Source organism: Clostridium sp. AM34-9AC (assembly GCF_003480225.1).
Taxonomy (GTDB): domain Bacteria; phylum Bacillota; class Clostridia; order Lachnospirales; family Lachnospiraceae; genus Acetatifactor; species Acetatifactor acetigignens.
The window spans coordinates 119470-137815 of record NZ_QUIU01000004.1; the positions used below are offsets into that span (position 1 = coordinate 119470).

The window sequence follows — 18346 nt, forward strand, 5'->3', positions numbered from 1 at the left end:
TTTTTGATTCCATTCTACTATCTGAAATCTTATTTTGCCTTCGGCGCAAACTTCTTTCTCAGTACATACCACAGGGCACCTGCAATACATACGGAAGAATAAGCACCACAGATGATACCTACCATCAGAGGCAGTGCGAAATCGCGGATACTGGTCACGCCCCAGATATACAGCGCACCTACCATTACCAGAGTGGTCAGGGAGGTAAATAAGCTTCGGGACAGTGTCTGGGTGATGCTGTGGTTTACAACATCCTGCAGGTCATCCTTTTTGGTCATGACTGCCATGTTCTCACGTACACGATCGAAGATTACGATGGTGGCGTTGATAGAGTAACCTACGATGGTCAGCAGACACGCGATAAAAGTATTGCTGACGGATACTCTTGCCAGTGCGTAGAAGGTGATCACTACCAGCACATCGTGAAGCAGACAGGCAATACTGCTGACACCGAAACGGATGTCGCTGAAACGGAAGCGGATATAGATCAGCATGCAGATGATTGCTACTGCTACTGCCAGGATCGTATCGGACTTCATTTCATTACTGATGGTGGAACTGATGGTCTCGGAGGTGATCAGCGTCTCATCCACGCCAAAATTATCCACGAACATCTGATTCAGTGCCTGTCTCTGATCCACATCCAGAGAACCGGTCTTGAAGATAACTTCGTTGGAGCCCTGTACGGTCTGGATCTGAACTGCACTGCCGGTGGTGCTCTCGATCAGAGGTACCATCTCGCTGTTGATCTCTTCCAGCGTATAGCTCTTATCAAAAGTGACAGTAGTTGCGGTACCACCCTTGAACTCCAGGCTGTAATTCAGTGCATCTCCGGTGTTCATCTTGTAGACACCCATGGTGATAAATCCAACAGCGATCACTGCCAGAGACAATCCGAAGAAAATACCCTTCTTGCCGAGGAAATTCACAGTCTTGTGTTCCTTACCTACACCATACCACTTAGGATCCTTTAATCCCAGTGCATAGAAAGCTTTCATAATGTACTTGGTCACTACCAGTGCAGTGAACATGGATAAAACGATACCCAGTGCCAGGGTCTGTGCAAATCCCTTGACAGTACCGGGACCTAACAGCCACAGCACTGCTGCTGCGATCAGGGTAGTCACATTACCGTCAATGATAGCGGACAGCGCCTTGTCATAACCGATCTGCATGGCACTCTTAACAGTCTTGCCTGTTGCCAGTTCCTCACGGATACGGGCAAATACGATAACGTTGGCATCCACTGCCATACCGATGGACAGGATGATACCTGCGATACCGGACAGGGTCAGGGTCAGGTCAAAGCCGTTCAGCAGCAATACTACCAATGCCACATAAATACCCAGTGCAATGACAGAAGCAAATCCGGGCAGAAAATATACTGCGATCATGAAAACAGCCACTACGATAAATCCGATCACAGCTGCTTTTAAACTGGTGGAGATTGCTTCCACACCCAACTGTGCGCCAACTACCTTGGAATGCAGCTCTTCCAGCTCCAGCTTCAGTCCACCGATACGGATGGTGGAAGCCAGGCTCTCTGCCTCTTCATAGGAGTTCATAGGAGAGATCTGTGCATTACCATCGGAGAACACACCTTTTACGGAAGGAACACTTACAAAGGATCCATCATAGTAGATACCCAGGGTCTCGCCCTTCTCGTAAGCATTTCTGGTAGCCTCTTCAAACTTCTTAGTGCCTTCCTCCGTCATCACCAGATCTACCGCATAAGTGGAATTGCCCATCGTCTGGTCCTTGATAGATCCTGCGGTAGCAGTCTTGACATCTGTACCCTCCAGCATGATGGATCCATCTGCCTTCAGTTCATCGATGGTCTTATTCAGAGCGTACGCATAGCTTACATTGCCCTGTGCATCGGTTACTGCCTGCATAGAGTAGTTCGCATTGCCGTCCTTGTCTGTCTCTGCAATGAAATACAGGGAACCGGGACGTCCCAGCTCTTCCAGGATCTTGTTGGCATCTGTTACACCGGGAATCTCGATATTGATACGATCGGTACCCTCCTGGTATACAATAGCCTCTTTACTGTAGTTCTCAACACGCTTCTGCAGCTTGGCAATAGTATCTGCCATGTCCGTTGCATCCGGCTCTTCATCGCCTACCACCTGATAAGTGATACTGACACCACCGGCCAGATCCAGTCCCAGACTGATGTCTGAAGCACTGGCAGTTCCTTCCGCATCTACGCCATAAAGATCCACATAGCCGACACCCAGCAGGACCAGAAGGGCGCAGAGCAGAATGATGATTGCTTTACTTTTTTTCATCTTTCCTTTGTCCTTTCTATTCTTCTGAAGCTTCTGCTGCTTCCGCAGCCTTCAGCATGATAGCACATTCGATACGCTTTCTCTGCAGCTCACAGCCGATGTCATACGCATCATTGATATTGCCATGGAAATTATAGGAGTTCGCAGCACATCCGCCGCTGCAATAGAACTTGGCAAAACACTTCTTACACTTGTCCTTTGCATAGACATTACAGCATTTGAACTCGTCACGGATATCATCTCTTACCACACCGGTATCCACATTGCCCATGAGGAACTTCTCGTTACCCACGAACTGATGGCAGGGATACAAGTCTCCCCAGGGAGTAACCGCCAGATATTCGGTACCGGATCCGCAGCCGGAGAGTCTCTTGGCTACGCAGGGACCGCCCTGCAGATCGATCATAAAGTGGAAGAAATTGAAAGCCTTGCCCTCTTTCTTACGCTTGATCATTTCTACTGCCAGTTTATCGTATTCTTCCTTTAAGATCGGAAGATCCTCTTCTCTGATGGCATAATCATCCGTAGGCTGTGCCACAACGGGCTCCACGGAGATCTGTTTGAATCCCAGATCTGCCAGATGCAGAACGTCCTTGGAGAAATCGAGATTATTGTGGGTGAACGTACCACGCACATAATAGTTCATCTGGTCTCTGCTCTCCGCTACCTTCTGGAACTTGGGAACAATGATGTCATAGCTGCCCTGTCCGCCACGGAAAGGACGCATCTTGTCGTTGATCTCCTTACGTCCATCGATACTCAGCACGATATTACCCATTTCCTTATTCACGAACTCCAGGATCTCATCATTTAATAAGATACCATTGGTAGTCAGGGTAAAACGGAACTTTTTATTGTTGGACTTCTCTAAGCTTCTGCCGTATTCTACCAGCTGCTTTACCACATCCCAGTTCATCAGTGGTTCACCGCCGAAGAAATCCACTTCCAGGTTCACACGGTTGCCGGAATTGGCTACCAGGAAATCCAGTGCCTTTTTGCCGACCTCAAAGCTCATCAGCGCTCTTCTGCCGTGGTACTCACCCTCTTCCGCAAAGCAATATCTGCAGGCAAGGTTACAGTCATGGGCAATGTGCAGGCACAGTGCCTTGACTACGGTCTGGCGCTTCTTAAAATCAAAAATGTAATTCTCATAAATATCGGGAGCAAACAGCTGTCCTGCCTTCTCCAGCTCCAGGACCTCGTCCACCGCTTCGGTGATCTCTTCCTGGGGATAGGGGATATTTGCAAGATTCAGTACGGCGGCCTTGATAGTATCCGCATCCTTGATGCCTTCCGTTACCAGAGGCTCTACCAGCGGGATCATATCATACACAATATCATCTACCACATGGACAGAACCACTGTTCACATCCATAACGATATTATAGCCGTTGCTCTTATACTGGTGTATCACAGTTCTATTCCTCTTCTTTCTACTTCTTATTGCTTAAAACACATTAACATTAACTATTCGGAACCCCATTCGTAAAATCGTCCTCCGGACTTTCCTGAATAACATGCCTGCATGTTATTTGCTCATGTGGTTACTTCGCCGTATTTTGCCGGACGTATCCTCTTACGTATGCAAGCATCCGACGAAGAATACGCTGTCAAATTCGGCTCCGAATAGTTAACAGAGAATAAGCAGCGACCTGAATCGCTGCTTACGTTAGTCTCTTCTCAATTTCTTAGATTATTTAATCTTTTCACAACTCTGGTTTCCTACAGTGCAGGAAGTCTTACATGCAGACTGGCAGGAAGTCTGGCACTCACCGCAGCCGCCCTTTTTCATAGATTCCTTTAAATCTCTGGTTGTTAAAGTCTTAATATGCTTCATTAAAAATAGCCTCCTTATGATTTCAAAGCGCCTATAGACGCCAGCGTGTATATAAACATACAGACACGCAACTCATTTTTGCTCATTATATCATGTATTTGGCATTTGTAAAAGCTTTTTTTCTCAAAAACCGTTAAATTCCTGTCCATTTCTGTATTTTACCCCAGCATACCGCCCAGTGTCCCCCCGGCCACACACAATACCATTGTGGTCCAGAAGGAATTGCCCAATGCAGTTTCCGGCGTTTTGATCAATACGGATACCACCGCCAGTATCACGAAATATGCTGCCCCTAGCAGTGCTCCCCAAAGAAACTTCTGCGTCTCCATCTTTTTTCCTGCCAAAAATCCCGCCATAAAGGTAGTTACGACATAAATAGCCGAGATTGCAATGGTCACCATTCCTTCCGTCAAATGCAATTTATACAATAAAAGTGCCAACAGACATAAAAGCAACAGTGTCAGCACATAGGATGCCAGCAGACATTTTGCCAGTGCAAGCACCGGAACCCCTTCTTTTCTCTCGCCTCTTTTTTCCATGTTGCTCCTCCTTTTTACCTATGTAAAATATATATTCAAATCATTCGGAAAACTTGACAACTATTCCTGTCCTATTGTATATTGTTGCTTAATAACTTATAAATGGGGCTTATGCCTACTACTATTATTTAAGAAGGAGTGAACTTTTTTGGATACCTCTGGTGTCATACAACTTGTTTCTATCGTAATTCTGATTTTTCTATCCGGCTTTTTCTCTTCTGCCGAGACTGCGCTGTCCACGGTCAACCGTGTACGGATGCGTACCCTGGAAGAGGAAGGCAGCAAGCGTGCTGCACGCGTCAACAAAGTCCTGGACAATTACAGTAAAATGATCAGTACCATTCTGATCGGCAACAATATTGTCAATCTGACTGCATCTTCCCTGGCAACAACATTAGCTATGCGAATCAATCTGGCTGTAGGTATCGCAACCGGTGTTCTGACCATTGTCGTGCTGCTCTGCGGCGAAATCGTACCCAAGACCTGGGCAATACTGTATTCTGAGAAGCTGGCCCTGACATATTGCAATGTAATCTATTTTCTGATGCAGGTGCTCACGCCAGTCATCTTCATTGTGGATCTGCTGTCCCACGGTATCATGAAGCTGTTACATATCGATCCCAACAAAAAAGCCAGCACCATGACTGAAAGCGAGCTGAAAACCTACGTGGACGTCAGTCATGAGGACGGTGTCATCGAATCCGAGGAACGCAAGCTGATCTACAACGTGTTCGATTTCTCCGATGCCCACGCCAAGGATATCATGATTCCACGCATCAATATGGTGACCGTCAGCCTGGATGCCAGCTATGACGATGTTCTGGAAGTCTTCCGGGATTCCATGTATACGAGACTTCCGGTCTATGAGGATGACAAGGACAATATTATCGGTCTGATCAATATCAAGGACTTTATCCTGACGGAGGATCAGAGTGCTTTCCATGTGGGAAACATTTTGCGTGATGCTTACTATACTTACGAGTACAAGAAAATCGCAGACCTCATGTATGAGATGCGGGAAAAGACCACCAATGTCTCTTTCGTATTGAATGAATACGGTGCTACCGTTGGTATGATCACTCTGGAGGATCTGTTAGAAGAAATCGTCGGTGAGATCCGTGACGAATACGATGAGGACGAGGAAGAACTGATCCAGAAGATGTCAGAAGATACTTATCTGGTGGAAGGCAGCATGAAGTTGGATGACATCAACGACGTTCTTGGAACAAATCTGACCAGTGAAGATTATGACTCCATCGGCGGTCTGATCATCGACTGTCTGGATCGTCTGCCGGAGGATGGTGAGGAAGTTACCCTGGAGAACGGTATTCACTTGAAGGTACAGGGTATCGACCAGAACCGTATCATCAAGGTACTGATGACGATTCCAGAACCCAACGAAGAACATGTGGAACACAGTTCCGAGACCTCTGAGAATCACGAATAACTCTGACGGTTCCGCAGTCCCTGAGGCACACGGACAGTTCTGGCACTCCCGCAGCTTTTGAGATCCACGAACCGCACCGGCACTTCCGCTCTTTTGAGGTCCACGAACTTCACCGGCACTTCCGCTCTTTTGAGATCCACAAACCGCACTGGCACTTACGCTCTTTTGTGAATTATGAATGGGAATAACGAAAGGAATACAAATGTCACAGGATAAAAATACACAAAACAAGAAAACAAAAATGACTTCCAAACAGATCTTCGCGATCATTGGAATTATTCTGCTGGTGCTTTTATATGTCGTGACGCTTTTTGCGGCGATCTTCGACAGCTCCGCCAGCCACGCGCTATTCGCCACCTGCCTGCTAGCCACCGTGGCCATCCCTCTTCTCATCTGGATCTACACCTGGATGTTTGGAAAACTGACAAACCGCTCCACCTTCGCAGACTTCCATCCGGAAGAAAAGGAGAACGAAAATAAATAGCAAGTTAGTTTGGTGCAAAAAGCCCCAAAACAACGAATTCCGTACAAAAAAGTTCCGAAATCAGGATTTTTTGTACGGAATTTCTTTATTTTGCTTGTGTAGCGAAAATAGAGACTTTTTACATAGCAAAATCTTATGTTTTTGTATTTTTTTCGTAGAAATTGGCGTTTTGAATACAAACAGAACTCCCGAAGTGGCAGAAAGCCCTCAGGCAGATATCTGCCTGAGGGCCTTCTGCCGCTCTGGGAGTTCGTCCGGTCTAAGGCTCCCTCCGCTACGAACCATTTAGCAGTCCACGCCGAGCTTACGCAGTTCCTCTTCCGCCTGCTCTTTGGCCAGGAAGTGGATGCCGTTGATACCCTGTTCTTCGGCCGCCTTCACATTCATCAGCGTATCATCCAGGAAAACGCTCTCATCTGCCTTTAATCCATAGCGTTTCAGAAGCAGCTGGTAGATCTCCGGTTCGGGCTTGATCAGCTGATCCTTGTAGGACAGGATGCCACCTTCCATCTCCGGCAGAAAATTCAACGCTTCCGCACATTCTGTCTCTGCCTTGTGTGAGAAGTTGGACAGATAATACACATGGTATCCCTTTGCTTTCAGTTCCTGTAACCAGGGAATAGCGTAAGCTCTGGGGGTTACCATGCCAGCGATATTCTCGAACGCCTGATGCAGTTCTTTCTCCAGTTCCGGTGCATCCTTTACAAATGCAGCCAGAACCTGCTCGTCCGTCCAGGTACCGCGGTCATACTCTGCCCACAGCGGATGCATAATAGATGCCTTTGCGATTTTTTTGATCATTTCCGCATCAAATCCCTTGTCCGCCAGAAATCCCTCCCAGCGATAGTCTGTCAACACATTGCCAATGTCAAAAATTATATTGCGTATCATAACTCTTCTCTCCTATTCGTTTTACTAGTCAAAGCAGTTCCGTTTCCGCCGGTATATCCTCTTTTTGCCGTCACTTTTATATCTTCGCTTCTTCCTGTCTGTCCAGCTCCATGATCTCCAACAGTTTCTCCGCCGCCGGAGCCATAGGCATCTTCGTGTTCCTAACGACACAGAATTGACGCTTCGGTATTATTTTATTGAATCTAAGTTCGAAAAGCAAGCCGGATTCCACATAATCTCTGGCAAAATCCCGCATCACACAGCCAACACCCAGATTTCGTCTCACAAACTGTACGATCATATCGCTGGTGGCCAGTTCGAACTCCGGCTGCACATATACCCCGTTTCCCGCCAGAAATTCATCCATGTAGCTGCGGCTGCTGGTATTTTTCTCCAGGAAAATAAGAGGCAGACTTTCCAGTTTCTGAAAATCCAGCGTCCGGTTCTTGTAGCTGAAAAATCTTCTTCCCGCCACGAAGACATCCTCAATCTCCCGCACCGGTATCATCTGAATATCAGGTCTCTCCGGAAACGGCGTACTGACAATTCCGAAGTCAATGTGTCCCTCTCTTAAATAATTCAATGTCTCCGGTGTCGGCGCATTGGTGACGATCACCTTGATCCCGGGGTACTGTTCATGGAACTTTTCCAGATAGGGAAGCAGATAAAACTGCAATGTCATATCGCTGGCACCGATGCGGACTTCTCCCAGTTCCATATTCTGCATCTGGTGAACCTTCTTCACACCCATTTCGATCTGTTCGTACCCTTTTGCCACATAGGAATACAACAGTTCTCCCTCACTGGTCAGCCGTACTCCCTTGGCCGCCCGGTGGAACAGGGCGGCATCCAGGGTATTTTCCAGCTGCTTGATGGCCTGACTGACTGCCGGCTGTGAAATTGACAGTTCCCCGGCCGCTTTGGTCACACTCCCACATTTTGCCACATAATAAAATACTTTATACGCTTCCAGATTATTGATCATATCTCGCTGTCTCCATCTCTAAATTACTATCAGACACTGGTTTTTGTTCCTTCACAGTAAAAATCTGTAACTATTCAGAGCCATGCAAAACTGCGTTCTGCGAATGCTTGCATTCAGCCAGATACTGTGTAATCAAAATTCCTGCCGGATTCATCGTATACTAAAAAGGACACGGGCTGATCTCATACCAGCACCATGCCCTTTCCATTCTCATTCACATTTTACAGATTTTTTTCCATCAAAGATTATCCTATCTCTCCGCATTTGACAGCATTTATTTCTTCAAAGGACTCTCACGATAGATGATATCTTCCCTTCCCGGGCCGTTGCTGACCATGGTGATAGGGAATCCGATCTGCTCCTCAATGAATTCCACATACTTTCTGCAGTTCTCCGGCAGTTCATCGAAGTTGCGGATACCGCGGATATCGCACTTCCAGCCAGGGAGCTTTTTCAGTACGGGCTTTGCCTTTTCCAGCTTGTAGGTAACAGGGAAATCAGTGGTAACTTCACCGTCGATCTCATACCCTACACATACAGGGATCTCATCCAGATATCCCAGTGCATCCAGTACGGTAAATGCCACATCGGTAGCGCCCTGCAGACGACAGCCGTACTTGGTGGCAACACAGTCGAACCATCCCATACGTCTGGGACGTCCGGTAGTTGCACCGAATTCACCACCGTCACCGCCGCGGTGACGTAATTCATCTGCTTCGTCACCGAAGATCTCAGATACGAAAGCACCTGCTCCTACGGAAGAGGAATATGCCTTACTTACGGTAACGATCTGCTTGATCTCATAAGGAGGGATACCTGCACCGATGGCGCCGTAAGCTGCCAACGTGGAGGAAGAAGTTACCATGGGGTAAATTCCGTGATCCGGATCCTTCATGGTTCCTAACTGGCCCTCTAACAGAATGGTCTTGCCCTCTTTCAGTGCCTTATCTAAGAATGCGGATACATCGCATACAAAAGGTGCGATCATATCGCGATACTCATGCAGGGTATTTAACAGCTCTGCGGGATCGATCATGGGCTTGTGATACAGATGCTCTAAGATGACATTCTTCATCTCACTGACACGCTGTACTTTTTCCTGCAGCAGTTCTTCATCAAACAGCTCACTTACCTGGAAACCGATCTTCGCATACTTATCAGAATAGAAAGGTGCGATACCGGACTTGGTAGATCCGAAGGACTTACCGCCCAGTCTCTCCTCTTCATACTGATCAAATAAAATATGGTAAGGCATTACCATCTGTGCACGATCAGACACCAGAATCTTGGGCATGGGAACATTTCTGTCTGTGATAGACTTGATCTCTTTCATCAGGATCGGAATGTTTAATGCCACACCGTTACCAATCACGCTGGTGGTATGATTGTAAAATACACCGGAAGGAAGGGTGTGCAGAGCAAATTTACCATAATTGTTCACGATGGTATGTCCTGCATTTGCGCCGCCCTGAAAACGTACGATAATGTCCGCTTTCTCTGCCAGCATATCTGTGATCTTTCCTTTTCCTTCGTCGCCCCAGTTGGCTCCTACAACTGCCTTTACCATGTTTTCCTCCATTCTTTACCACAGTTTCTGTGATAAATCTACATCCAATATCTTGTTCCGGGTGATCCAAAGAAACTCCTGCTTCTCTTTCTCACACCGTTTTACAGTATACAACACTTTGTGGTATAAGTAAAATCAATATTTATTATATTTTATATAACCTACATCTATATTCAAAACGCGTAGCGTTTTGCCATGCGAAACTTAGAACTTCTTCACGAAAGAGCCTATGCTCTGAGTGATTAGAAGTTCTTTTCGCATTATTCTCTGCCGTCCCAACAGTAGGTGCACAGCTTCTCTCTGCCGATGCCCACGGACTCAATCATATCATCCAATCTCTGAAACTGCAATGTGGTGAACTTCAGCTGTTTGCAGATCCGTCCTACCATCTCCTCGTATTCCGGAGTATCGGGATTCACATAGTTCTTCAGATCGATTTCTCTGCCCTCCTGCTCAATCTCCTTGATCACACGGCGGGTGATCAGATCCATCTCGGAAGAAGATCTGGAAAAGTTCAGGTACTTGCAGCCATATAACAGAGGCGGACAGGCCGGACGGATATGTACTTCCTTTGCACCGCTCTGGTACAGGAATTCCGTGGTCTCTCTTAACTGTGTGCCGCGGACAATAGAATCGTCGATCAACAACAGACTCTGATCCTGGATCAGATCATGTACCGGGATCAGTTTCATCTTTGCGATCAGATTTCTCTGGGTCTGGATCGTCGGCATAAAGGACCTGGGCCAGGTGGGGGTATACTTAATAAACGGACGGGAAAAAGGAATTCCCGAACGGTTGGCATATCCCACTGCATGAGCGGTACCGGAATCCGGCACTCCTGCTACGATATCCGGTTTTACATTATCACGCTCCGCCAGCTTGGCACCGCATTGATAACGCATCTTCTCTACACTGATGCCTTCATAGGATGAGGACGGATATCCGTAATAGACCCACAAAAACGTACAGATCTTCATATCCTTGCCGGGCTTCACCAGGGTTCGTACACCTTCCGGTGTCACCACGGCGATCTCTCCCGGTCCCAGCTCTCTCACGGGCTGGTATCCCAGATTCAGATAAGCGAAGCTCTCAAAGGAGACGCAATAAGCCCCCTCCTTTTTGCCTACTGCCACCGGAGTACGGCCCATCTTATCTCTGGCCGCATAGATTCCCTTGGGTGTCATGATCAGTAAGGTCATGGAACCGTCGATGATCTCCTGGGCGTACTGAATGCCCTCCACCAGATTGTCCTTCTGGTTGACAATGGCCGCCACCAGCTCCGTGGCATTGATGTCACCGCCGCTCATCTCCAGAAAATGAGAATGCCCCTTCGCAAACAGATCCTTGATGATGGCATCCGTATTGTTGATCTTGCCCACGGTGGTAATAGCATAAGTTCCGTGATGGGAACGCACCATCAGCGGCTGGGGCTCAAAATCGGAAATACAGCCGATGCCCAGATGTCCGTGCATCTCATTGACATCCTTGTCGAACTTCGTACGGAACGGTGCATTCTCTATGTTGTGAATGGCTCTGTTGTAACCTTCTTCTTTGCTGTAGACTGCCATGCCGGCACGTCTGGTTCCCAGATGGGAATGATAATCCGTTCCAAAGAACAGATCAAACACACAGTCTTCTTTTGCTGCGACTCCAAAAAATCCACCCATTTTCGTCTCCTGCTTTCTTATCATTCTGTAACGATTCAGAGCCATGTAAACATCAAAAGATCACCGATGAATGAGGTTCTGAATAGTTTTCGTTTCCACAAATTACTTCAGCAGAAAACGTTTATACGTTGATCTCGGCCTTTACACCCAGTAAGTCCTTGTTGGCCTCTAAGATCGGGCTGATCACATTTTTCAGGAAAGCTTCCACCTGCTCTTTGGAACGTCCGATATACTTGGACGGATCCATGGATGCTTTCAGTTCCTCCAGTCCCATGGGGAATGCGGGATCTGCGGCGATCAGCTCCAAGAGGTTATTCTCTTTTCCTTCTACCTTCACATTGCGTCCGGCCTCCATGGAAAGCTCACGGATACGCTCATGCAGTTCCTGACGGTTGCCGCCTAACTTTACGGCATCCATCATAATATTCTCGGTAGCCATGAAAGGAAGCTCGCTCATCATGTGTTTTTCAATTACCTTCGGATATACTACCAGTCCGTCTACCACATTCAGGCACAGATCCAGAATACCATCGATGGCAAGAAAGCCTTCGGGAATAGACAGTCTCTTGTTGGCAGAATCATCCAGCGTTCTCTCGAACCACTGGGTTGCGGAAGTAATGGCGGGATTCAGTGCATCCACCATCACATAACGGGACAGGGAAGCAATACGCTCACTTCTCATGGGATTACGCTTATATGCCATTGCGGAGGAACCGATCTGATTCTTCTCAAACGGCTCTTCCACTTCCTTCAGATGCTGTAACAGGCGGATGTCATTGCTCATCTTATGAGCGGATGCCGCAATACCGGCCAGCACGTTTGCTACTCTGGTATCCACCTTGCGGGAATAAGTCTGGCCGGATACAGGATAGCACTCCTTGAATCCCATCTTGGCTGCGATCATGGGATCGATCTTGTCGATGGTCTCCTGATCTCCGTTGAACAGTTCCAGGAAAGAAGCCTGGGTTCCGGTGGTTCCCTTAGAGCCTAACAGCTTCATGGTACCCAGAACGTGATCCAGATCCTCCAGATCCAGTGAGAACTCCTGTAACCACAGCGTTGCTCTCTTGCCTACGGTTGTAGGCTGTGCAGGCTGAAAATGAGTAAATGCCAGGGTAGGCTGTGCCTTATACTTATCAGCGAAATCCGCCAGTTCCTTCATAACATTGATCAGCTTTTTTCTGACAAGCTTCAGTGCCTCGGTCATCACAATAATGTCGGTGTTGTCACCCACATAGCAGGAGGTTGCGCCCAGATGGATGATTCCGGCTGCCTTGGGGCACTGCTGTCCGTATGCATACACATGGCTCATAACGTCATGACGTACCAGTTTTTCACGCTCTTTTGCCACATCGTAATTAATGTCCTCAGCATGGGCCTTCAGTTCCTCGATCTGCTCATCTGTGATAACGGGCTTACCGTCCTGGGACAGTCCCAGCTCTTTCTCCGTCTCTGCCAGTGCAATCCACAGCTTTCTCCATGTACGGAATTTCATATCCGGGGAGAAAATATACTGCATCTCCTTGCTTGCATAGCGTTCGGATAACGGGCTCTGATATCTGTCTGTACCTGTACTCATTTGTCTGCTCCTCTTATTTTCTAATTTATTGCAACCATTCAAAACCCATCCCTCACATTCACAAAACCGTATGCTTCTCATACTTTCCCGCTGCTTCGCAGCTAATTTTGTTCATGTGTGGGATGGTGACTCTACTCGAGTCACCTTACAAATAAGAAAACTGCTACTTACATGCAGGCATGACGTATCAGTTTTTCTTATTCTGCGGTTTTCTGAATAGTTATTGTTTATTTGTCAAATTCTCCGCGGATATCTTCCGCAGGCGGTTCCATCGGGTATTTTCCGGTAAAGCAGCCCTTGCAGATGCCAAGATTACCGCCCACCAGTTCTTCCAGTCTCTCAATCTTCAGATAATCCAGGCTGTCCGTGCCGATCAGATCACTGATCTCCTTGATGGAACGGTTATATGCGATCAGCTGGTCTCTCGCCGGAACGTCTGTGCCGAAATAGCAGGGCCACAGAAACGGCGGTGAACTGACTCTCATATGTACCTCTTTGGCTCCGGCTTCCCGTAACATCTTTACGATACGGTCGGAGGTGGTGCCGCGGACAATGGAATCATCGATCATGATGACACGCTTGCCCTCCACGGCTTCCCGGATAGGGTTCAGTTTGACCTGAACGCTGCTTTCTCTGCTCTTCTGCTTCGGTTTGATGAAGGTTCTGCCCACATAGGCATTTTTCACGAAGCCCATGCCGTAAGGGATTCCCGACTGCATGGAATATCCCATGGCTGCGCAGTTGCCGGATTCCGGTACGCCGATGACCAGATCCGCATCCACCGGGGAATCCATAGCCAGGAACTTTCCGGCCAGAATACGGGAATCGTATACGCTGACGCCGTCGATAAAGCTGTCGGGTCTGGCGAAATAAATATACTCAAAAATACATCTGGCGGTCTCCGCAGGCTTTAATACATGGGTGGTATCGGACTCAATTCCTTTCTCCGGGGAAATGGTCACGATCTCGCCGGGAAGCACATCCCGGACGAACTCGGCACCTACCGTATCCAGAGCGCAGGTCTCGCTGGACAGAAAATACGCATTGTCTCTCTTGCCGATGCATAACGGCTTAAATCCATAAGGATCTCTGGCGCCGATCAGCTTTCTGGGAGACATCACCACCAGGGAATAGGCTCCCTTGATCTTCGTCATGGCTCTGCCCACAGCTTCCTCTACCGATTTGGAATTCAAACGCTCTCTGGCAATATGATAAGCAATCACCTCGGAATCAATGGTGGTCTGGAAAATAGCACCGGTATACTCCAGTTCTCTTCGAAGCTCCGGCGCATTGATCAGGTTACCGTTATGGGCCAGTCCCAGAGTACCCTTTACATAATTCAGTACCAGAGGCTGTGCATTCTCTCTGGTGGATCCTCCCGCTGTAGAATAGCGGACATGTCCCACACCGATGTCACCTTTTAACTTCTCCAGCTGTTCCGGTGTAAATGCCTCATTGACCAGTCCCATGTCTTTGCTGCTTAAGACTTTGCCCTTGGGCCCATTCGTGTCACTGACGGCAATACCGCAGCTTTCCTGGCCTCTGTGCTGCAATGCCAGAAGGCCGTAATAAATCGTGGATGCCACGTCGTGTCCGTCGAAATCATACACGCCGAAAACGCCACATTCTTCCTTTAATTTGTCATTATTTTCTGTCTGAATATAAATGTTGTCCGTCACTTGTAAGCCTTACCTTTCCTGCCTGCCCCGTGAAAAAAAACTAAAAAACCGTCCCCTACAGATCCTTGCCTGTCAGCATCTTGTAAGCCTGAAGGTATTTGTCAATGGTCTTCTCCACGATGTCCTCCGGCAGCTTCCAGCCTTTTTCAGGGTTGGCTTTCAGCCAGTCACGGGCGAACTGTTTGTCAAAGGAAGGCTGGCCATGTCCGGGCTCGTAGCCGTCTACCGGCCAGAAACGGGAGCTGTCGGGAGTCAATACTTCATCCCCCAGTACCATGTTGCCGTTCTCATCCAGTCCGAACTCGAACTTGGTATCTGCGATAATGATTCCTTTGGTCAGTGCATAATCCGCACATTTTTTATAAATAGCGATGGTATAGTCACGAAGCTTGGCCGCATATTCTGCGCCCTTGCCGGGGAAACGCTTCTCCAGATATTCCACACTCTGCTCATAGGAGATATTCTCATCATGATCTCCGATCTCTGCCTTGGTGGAAGGGGTATAGATGGGCTCGGGAAGCTTATCTGCCTCCTTCAGACCTTCCGGAAGCTTGATACCGCATACGGTACCATTCTTCTTGTAGCTTTCCCAGCCGCTTCCGGTAATGTATCCACGAACGATGCACTCGATGGGAAGCATGTTCAGCTTCTTGCACATCATGCTGTTGCCGTCGAATTTCGGCTGTCTGAAAAATTCGGGCATATCCTTAACATCAGCGGATACCATATGATTGGGAATCACATCCTCAGTCATATCAAACCAGAATTTCGACATCTGGGTCAATACAGTTCCTTTCTTTGTTACTGTGTTGTCCAAGATCACATCAAAGCAGCTGATACGGTCAGTTGCCACCATGATCAGGGTGTCTCCGTTGTCATAGATCTCACGAACTTTGCCTTCCTTGATCGGTTTCATTTCCTGTACGCTCATACCATCAGTCCTCGCATTCTTATGTTTTTCAGTCTTTTATTGAAACAGGTGTGGGCAAGATACACCCACACCTAATAGATAAACAGATTTGCGAAAAAAAATCAATATATTTTTACTGCAACTTTCCGATAAATTCCCGAACCCGGGCATTTTCCGTTGTAAAAAGTGCTTCGGGAGAACCTTCCTCCACGATCACACCCTGTTCCATGAAAATAATGCGGTCGGATACTTCTCTGGCAAACTGCATCTCATGGGTTACGATGATCATGGTCATATGTTCACTTGCCAGCTGTCTGATCACCTTTAATACTTCTGCCGTCAATTCCGGATCCAGTGCCGAGGTCGGCTCATCGAAGAACAGGATCCTGGGCTGCAGTGCCAGTGCCCTGGCTATGGATACTCTCTGCTGCTGTCCGCCGGACAGCTGGTAAGGGTAGGCATCTGCCTTATCCGACAGTCCCAACTGTGCTAAAAGCTTCTCCGCCCTCGCCACGGCTTCTGTACGGCTTACCTTATCCACATGGATCGGCGCATCGATGATATTTTTCATCACCGTATAATGGGGAAAAAGGTTAAAATTCTGGAACACCAGTCCGAAACATTTCCGGATCTTATGTAATTCTGCCTTGGACGCATATTCGCACTGTATTCTGCCGTTTTTATCCGTTTTCTCCGAAGCTGCCGTCTGCCCTAAATAGATCAGCTCACCACCGTCCATTTTCTCCAGAAGCGTTGCACAGCGAAGCAATGTGGATTTGCCGGAACCGGAGGGGCCGATGATGGAGACAACTTCTCCTTCGTTGACCTTCAGGGATATATCCTTCAGCACCCCATTGCCGTCAAAACTTTTTTTCACATGATTCATTTCCAAAAGGACCATATTTCCGCACTGCTCCTATCTGTAATAAGATGTCTTCTTCTCCAGATACTCCATGAAAGAAGCCACCACGAGATTGAAGATATAATAGAACACACCTGCTGCCAACAGGGGAAGCACACTGGTCTGTGCCGCTCCGATCTGCTTTGCCACCGTGAACATTTCCGCAATGGAAATGGTAAATGCCATGGATGTATCTTTGACCAGCGTAATGGTCTCATTGGTCACTGGCGGGAGAACCCGCTTCACCACCTGCGGCAGAATGATCTTCACGAAAGTCTGTGCCTTGCTGTAGCCCAGCACCTCCGCAGCCTCATACTGCCCCACCGGTATGGACTCAATGCCCGCACGGTAGATCTCTGCAAAATATGCTGCATAATTGATCACGAATGCCAGTATCACCGCCGGGAAACGATACCCCGTTCCCACCTGCATGCGGAATACATAAAAGGGGGCAAAATACACCACGATGATCTGTAACATCAGAGGGGTTCCTCTCATGATGGATATGTATATTTTGGATATAATGCGGATCACCTTACATCCTGACATTCTTCCGAAGGCTACGATCAGCCCCAGAGGAAGGGAAAACAAAAGGGTCAGTACAAATATTTCCACCGTTATCAGAAAGCCCTCTGCCAGTTGGGCACTCATGGTCAGCAAACTCATGAATTCTACTCCTTAACTATCCTTAGTTGATTATTTACCGAGACATACGCTGTCGGTCAGTCCCCATTTTTCAGCGATCTGTGCGAAGGTACCATCCGCTGCCATTTCGTCCAGTGTCTTCTGTACGGTATCTCTCAGTTCATCATTACCCTTCAGGAAACCTACTGCATACTGCTCTACAGCCAGCTTGTTGTCCTCGCCCTGCAGCATAACGAATTTTCCTTCTTCTCTCTGCGCAATCTGATACTGTGCCACACCGATATCAATGGCTACGGCATCTACCGCACCCTGCTCCAGATCCATGAAAGCGGTATTGTAGTCCGCATATTCGATCAGCTGGGAGAAGGAATCACGCAGTGCAATGTTGTCTGCATTTTCTTCATCGTTCAGAGCAGCCAGCGCAGAGGAATCCTTCTGTACTGCTACCACCTTGCCTGCCAGTTCTTCCTTGTTCTGTACACCGGAAGCAGACGCTACGACGAATACCTGACTGTTGTCGATATAGGGCTCTGTCCAGGTGTAGGCATCTTCTCTGCCGTTCATGGTGAAACCGTTCCAGATACAGTCAATGGCTCCGGAAGAAAGCTCCATATCCTTGGCATCCCAGTCGATAGGCTGCTTTACCAGCTCCCAACCCTGTCTCTTGCATACTTCTGCTGCCAGATCCAGGTCAAAGCCTACATATTCTCCACTGTCATCACGATATCCGTAAGGGGGAAATTCCGCATCGAAACCTACGGTAAATGTTTTCTCAGATTCTTTAGAACCACAGCCGGTAAGAACACCTGCTGCCATGCTGATTGCCAGTAATGCCACTAATACTCTTTTCATAATGCATCCTCCCGTTCTGCCACTCACTGTTGGCCGCGTCGTATGCTTTAGCATGGTAAATTGCTAACACGG

General features: G+C 47.8%; 17 protein-coding genes. 2 read left to right on the forward strand and 15 right to left on the reverse strand.

What is annotated here, in order from left to right:
* Nucleotides 1-29: 29 nt before the first annotated feature.
* From secD to DW835_RS03835, 4 genes are all read right to left on the reverse strand, one after another.
* Nucleotides 30-2291 (reverse strand): protein translocase subunit SecD, encoded by a 2262-nt coding sequence (secD, locus tag DW835_RS03820; protein ID WP_118668738.1) that lies wholly within the window; start codon nucleotides 2289-2291, stop codon nucleotides 30-32.
* 16 nt (nucleotides 2292-2307) lie between these two features.
* Nucleotides 2308-3705: a thioether cross-link-forming SCIFF peptide maturase gene (scfB, locus tag DW835_RS03825; protein ID WP_117464732.1), complete on the reverse strand. Its 1398-nt coding sequence runs from the start codon at nucleotides 3703-3705 to the stop codon at nucleotides 2308-2310.
* Between the two features lie 279 nt (nucleotides 3706-3984).
* Entirely contained in the window at nucleotides 3985-4128 is a 144-nt protein-coding gene (scfA, locus tag DW835_RS03830; RefSeq protein WP_022154192.1) for a six-cysteine ranthipeptide SCIFF, read from the reverse strand.
* 158 nt (nucleotides 4129-4286) lie between these two features.
* Nucleotides 4287-4667, reverse strand: coding sequence for a TIGR04086 family membrane protein (locus tag DW835_RS03835; protein WP_117464731.1), 381 nt, complete (start codon nucleotides 4665-4667; stop codon nucleotides 4287-4289).
* A gap of 148 nt (nucleotides 4668-4815) precedes the next feature.
* On the opposite strand from DW835_RS03835, the gene DW835_RS03840 reads away from it, so the two are divergent.
* Nucleotides 4816-6114: a hemolysin family protein gene (locus DW835_RS03840; RefSeq protein ID WP_118730714.1), complete on the forward strand. Its 1299-nt coding sequence runs from the start codon at nucleotides 4816-4818 to the stop codon at nucleotides 6112-6114.
* On the opposite strand, the gene DW835_RS17900 is transcribed toward DW835_RS03840, so the two are convergent.
* Nucleotides 6105-6254: a hypothetical protein gene (locus DW835_RS17900; RefSeq protein ID WP_182430227.1), complete on the reverse strand. Its 150-nt coding sequence runs from the start codon at nucleotides 6252-6254 to the stop codon at nucleotides 6105-6107. The genes DW835_RS03840 and DW835_RS17900 overlap by 10 nt on opposite strands.
* A gap of 62 nt (nucleotides 6255-6316) precedes the next feature.
* Between DW835_RS17900 and DW835_RS03845 the strand changes: the two genes are divergently transcribed.
* On the forward strand, nucleotides 6317-6598 hold the full coding sequence (locus DW835_RS03845; RefSeq protein ID WP_022312297.1) for a hypothetical protein: 282 nt from the start codon (nucleotides 6317-6319) through the stop codon (nucleotides 6596-6598).
* 285 nt (nucleotides 6599-6883) lie between these two features.
* On the opposite strand, the gene DW835_RS03850 is transcribed toward DW835_RS03845, so the two are convergent.
* From DW835_RS03850 to DW835_RS18315, 10 genes are all read right to left on the reverse strand, one after another.
* Complete coding sequence (locus DW835_RS03850; protein WP_118537323.1) at nucleotides 6884-7489, reverse strand: HAD family phosphatase; 606 nt, start codon at nucleotides 7487-7489, stop codon at nucleotides 6884-6886.
* Nucleotides 7490-7565: 76 nt separating this feature from the next.
* Complete coding sequence (locus DW835_RS03855; RefSeq protein ID WP_022312299.1) at nucleotides 7566-8474, reverse strand: LysR family transcriptional regulator; 909 nt, start codon at nucleotides 8472-8474, stop codon at nucleotides 7566-7568.
* Between the two features lie 274 nt (nucleotides 8475-8748).
* The gene (locus tag DW835_RS03860) at nucleotides 8749-10041 is read right to left on the reverse strand and encodes an adenylosuccinate synthase (protein ID WP_117466207.1); all 1293 of its coding nucleotides are present in this window, start codon (nucleotides 10039-10041) and stop codon (nucleotides 8749-8751) included.
* 260 nt (nucleotides 10042-10301) lie between these two features.
* On the reverse strand, nucleotides 10302-11708 hold the full coding sequence (locus DW835_RS03865; RefSeq protein WP_022312301.1) for an amidophosphoribosyltransferase: 1407 nt from the start codon (nucleotides 11706-11708) through the stop codon (nucleotides 10302-10304).
* Nucleotides 11709-11829: 121 nt separating this feature from the next.
* Entirely contained in the window at nucleotides 11830-13287 is a 1458-nt protein-coding gene (gene purB / locus DW835_RS03870) for an adenylosuccinate lyase (protein WP_022312302.1), read from the reverse strand.
* A 227-nt stretch (nucleotides 13288-13514) separates the two neighbouring features.
* Nucleotides 13515-14966 carry an amidophosphoribosyltransferase gene (gene purF / locus DW835_RS03875; RefSeq protein ID WP_022312303.1) on the reverse strand — a complete coding sequence of 484 codons (1452 nt, stop codon included), beginning with the start codon at nucleotides 14964-14966 and terminating at the stop codon, nucleotides 13515-13517.
* 55 nt (nucleotides 14967-15021) lie between these two features.
* Nucleotides 15022-15897 carry a phosphoribosylaminoimidazolesuccinocarboxamide synthase gene (locus DW835_RS03880; protein ID WP_117466209.1) on the reverse strand — a complete coding sequence of 292 codons (876 nt, stop codon included), beginning with the start codon at nucleotides 15895-15897 and terminating at the stop codon, nucleotides 15022-15024.
* Nucleotides 15898-16009: 112 nt separating this feature from the next.
* Nucleotides 16010-16777: an amino acid ABC transporter ATP-binding protein gene (locus DW835_RS03885; RefSeq protein ID WP_117466210.1), complete on the reverse strand. Its 768-nt coding sequence runs from the start codon at nucleotides 16775-16777 to the stop codon at nucleotides 16010-16012.
* Between the two features lie 15 nt (nucleotides 16778-16792).
* Complete coding sequence (locus DW835_RS18310) at nucleotides 16793-17443, reverse strand: amino acid ABC transporter permease (RefSeq protein ID WP_022313394.1); 651 nt, start codon at nucleotides 17441-17443, stop codon at nucleotides 16793-16795.
* Nucleotides 17444-17473: 30 nt separating this feature from the next.
* Nucleotides 17474-18274: an amino acid ABC transporter substrate-binding protein gene (locus DW835_RS18315; protein WP_243037040.1), complete on the reverse strand. Its 801-nt coding sequence runs from the start codon at nucleotides 18272-18274 to the stop codon at nucleotides 17474-17476.
* Between the last annotated feature and the right edge of the window lie 72 nt (nucleotides 18275-18346).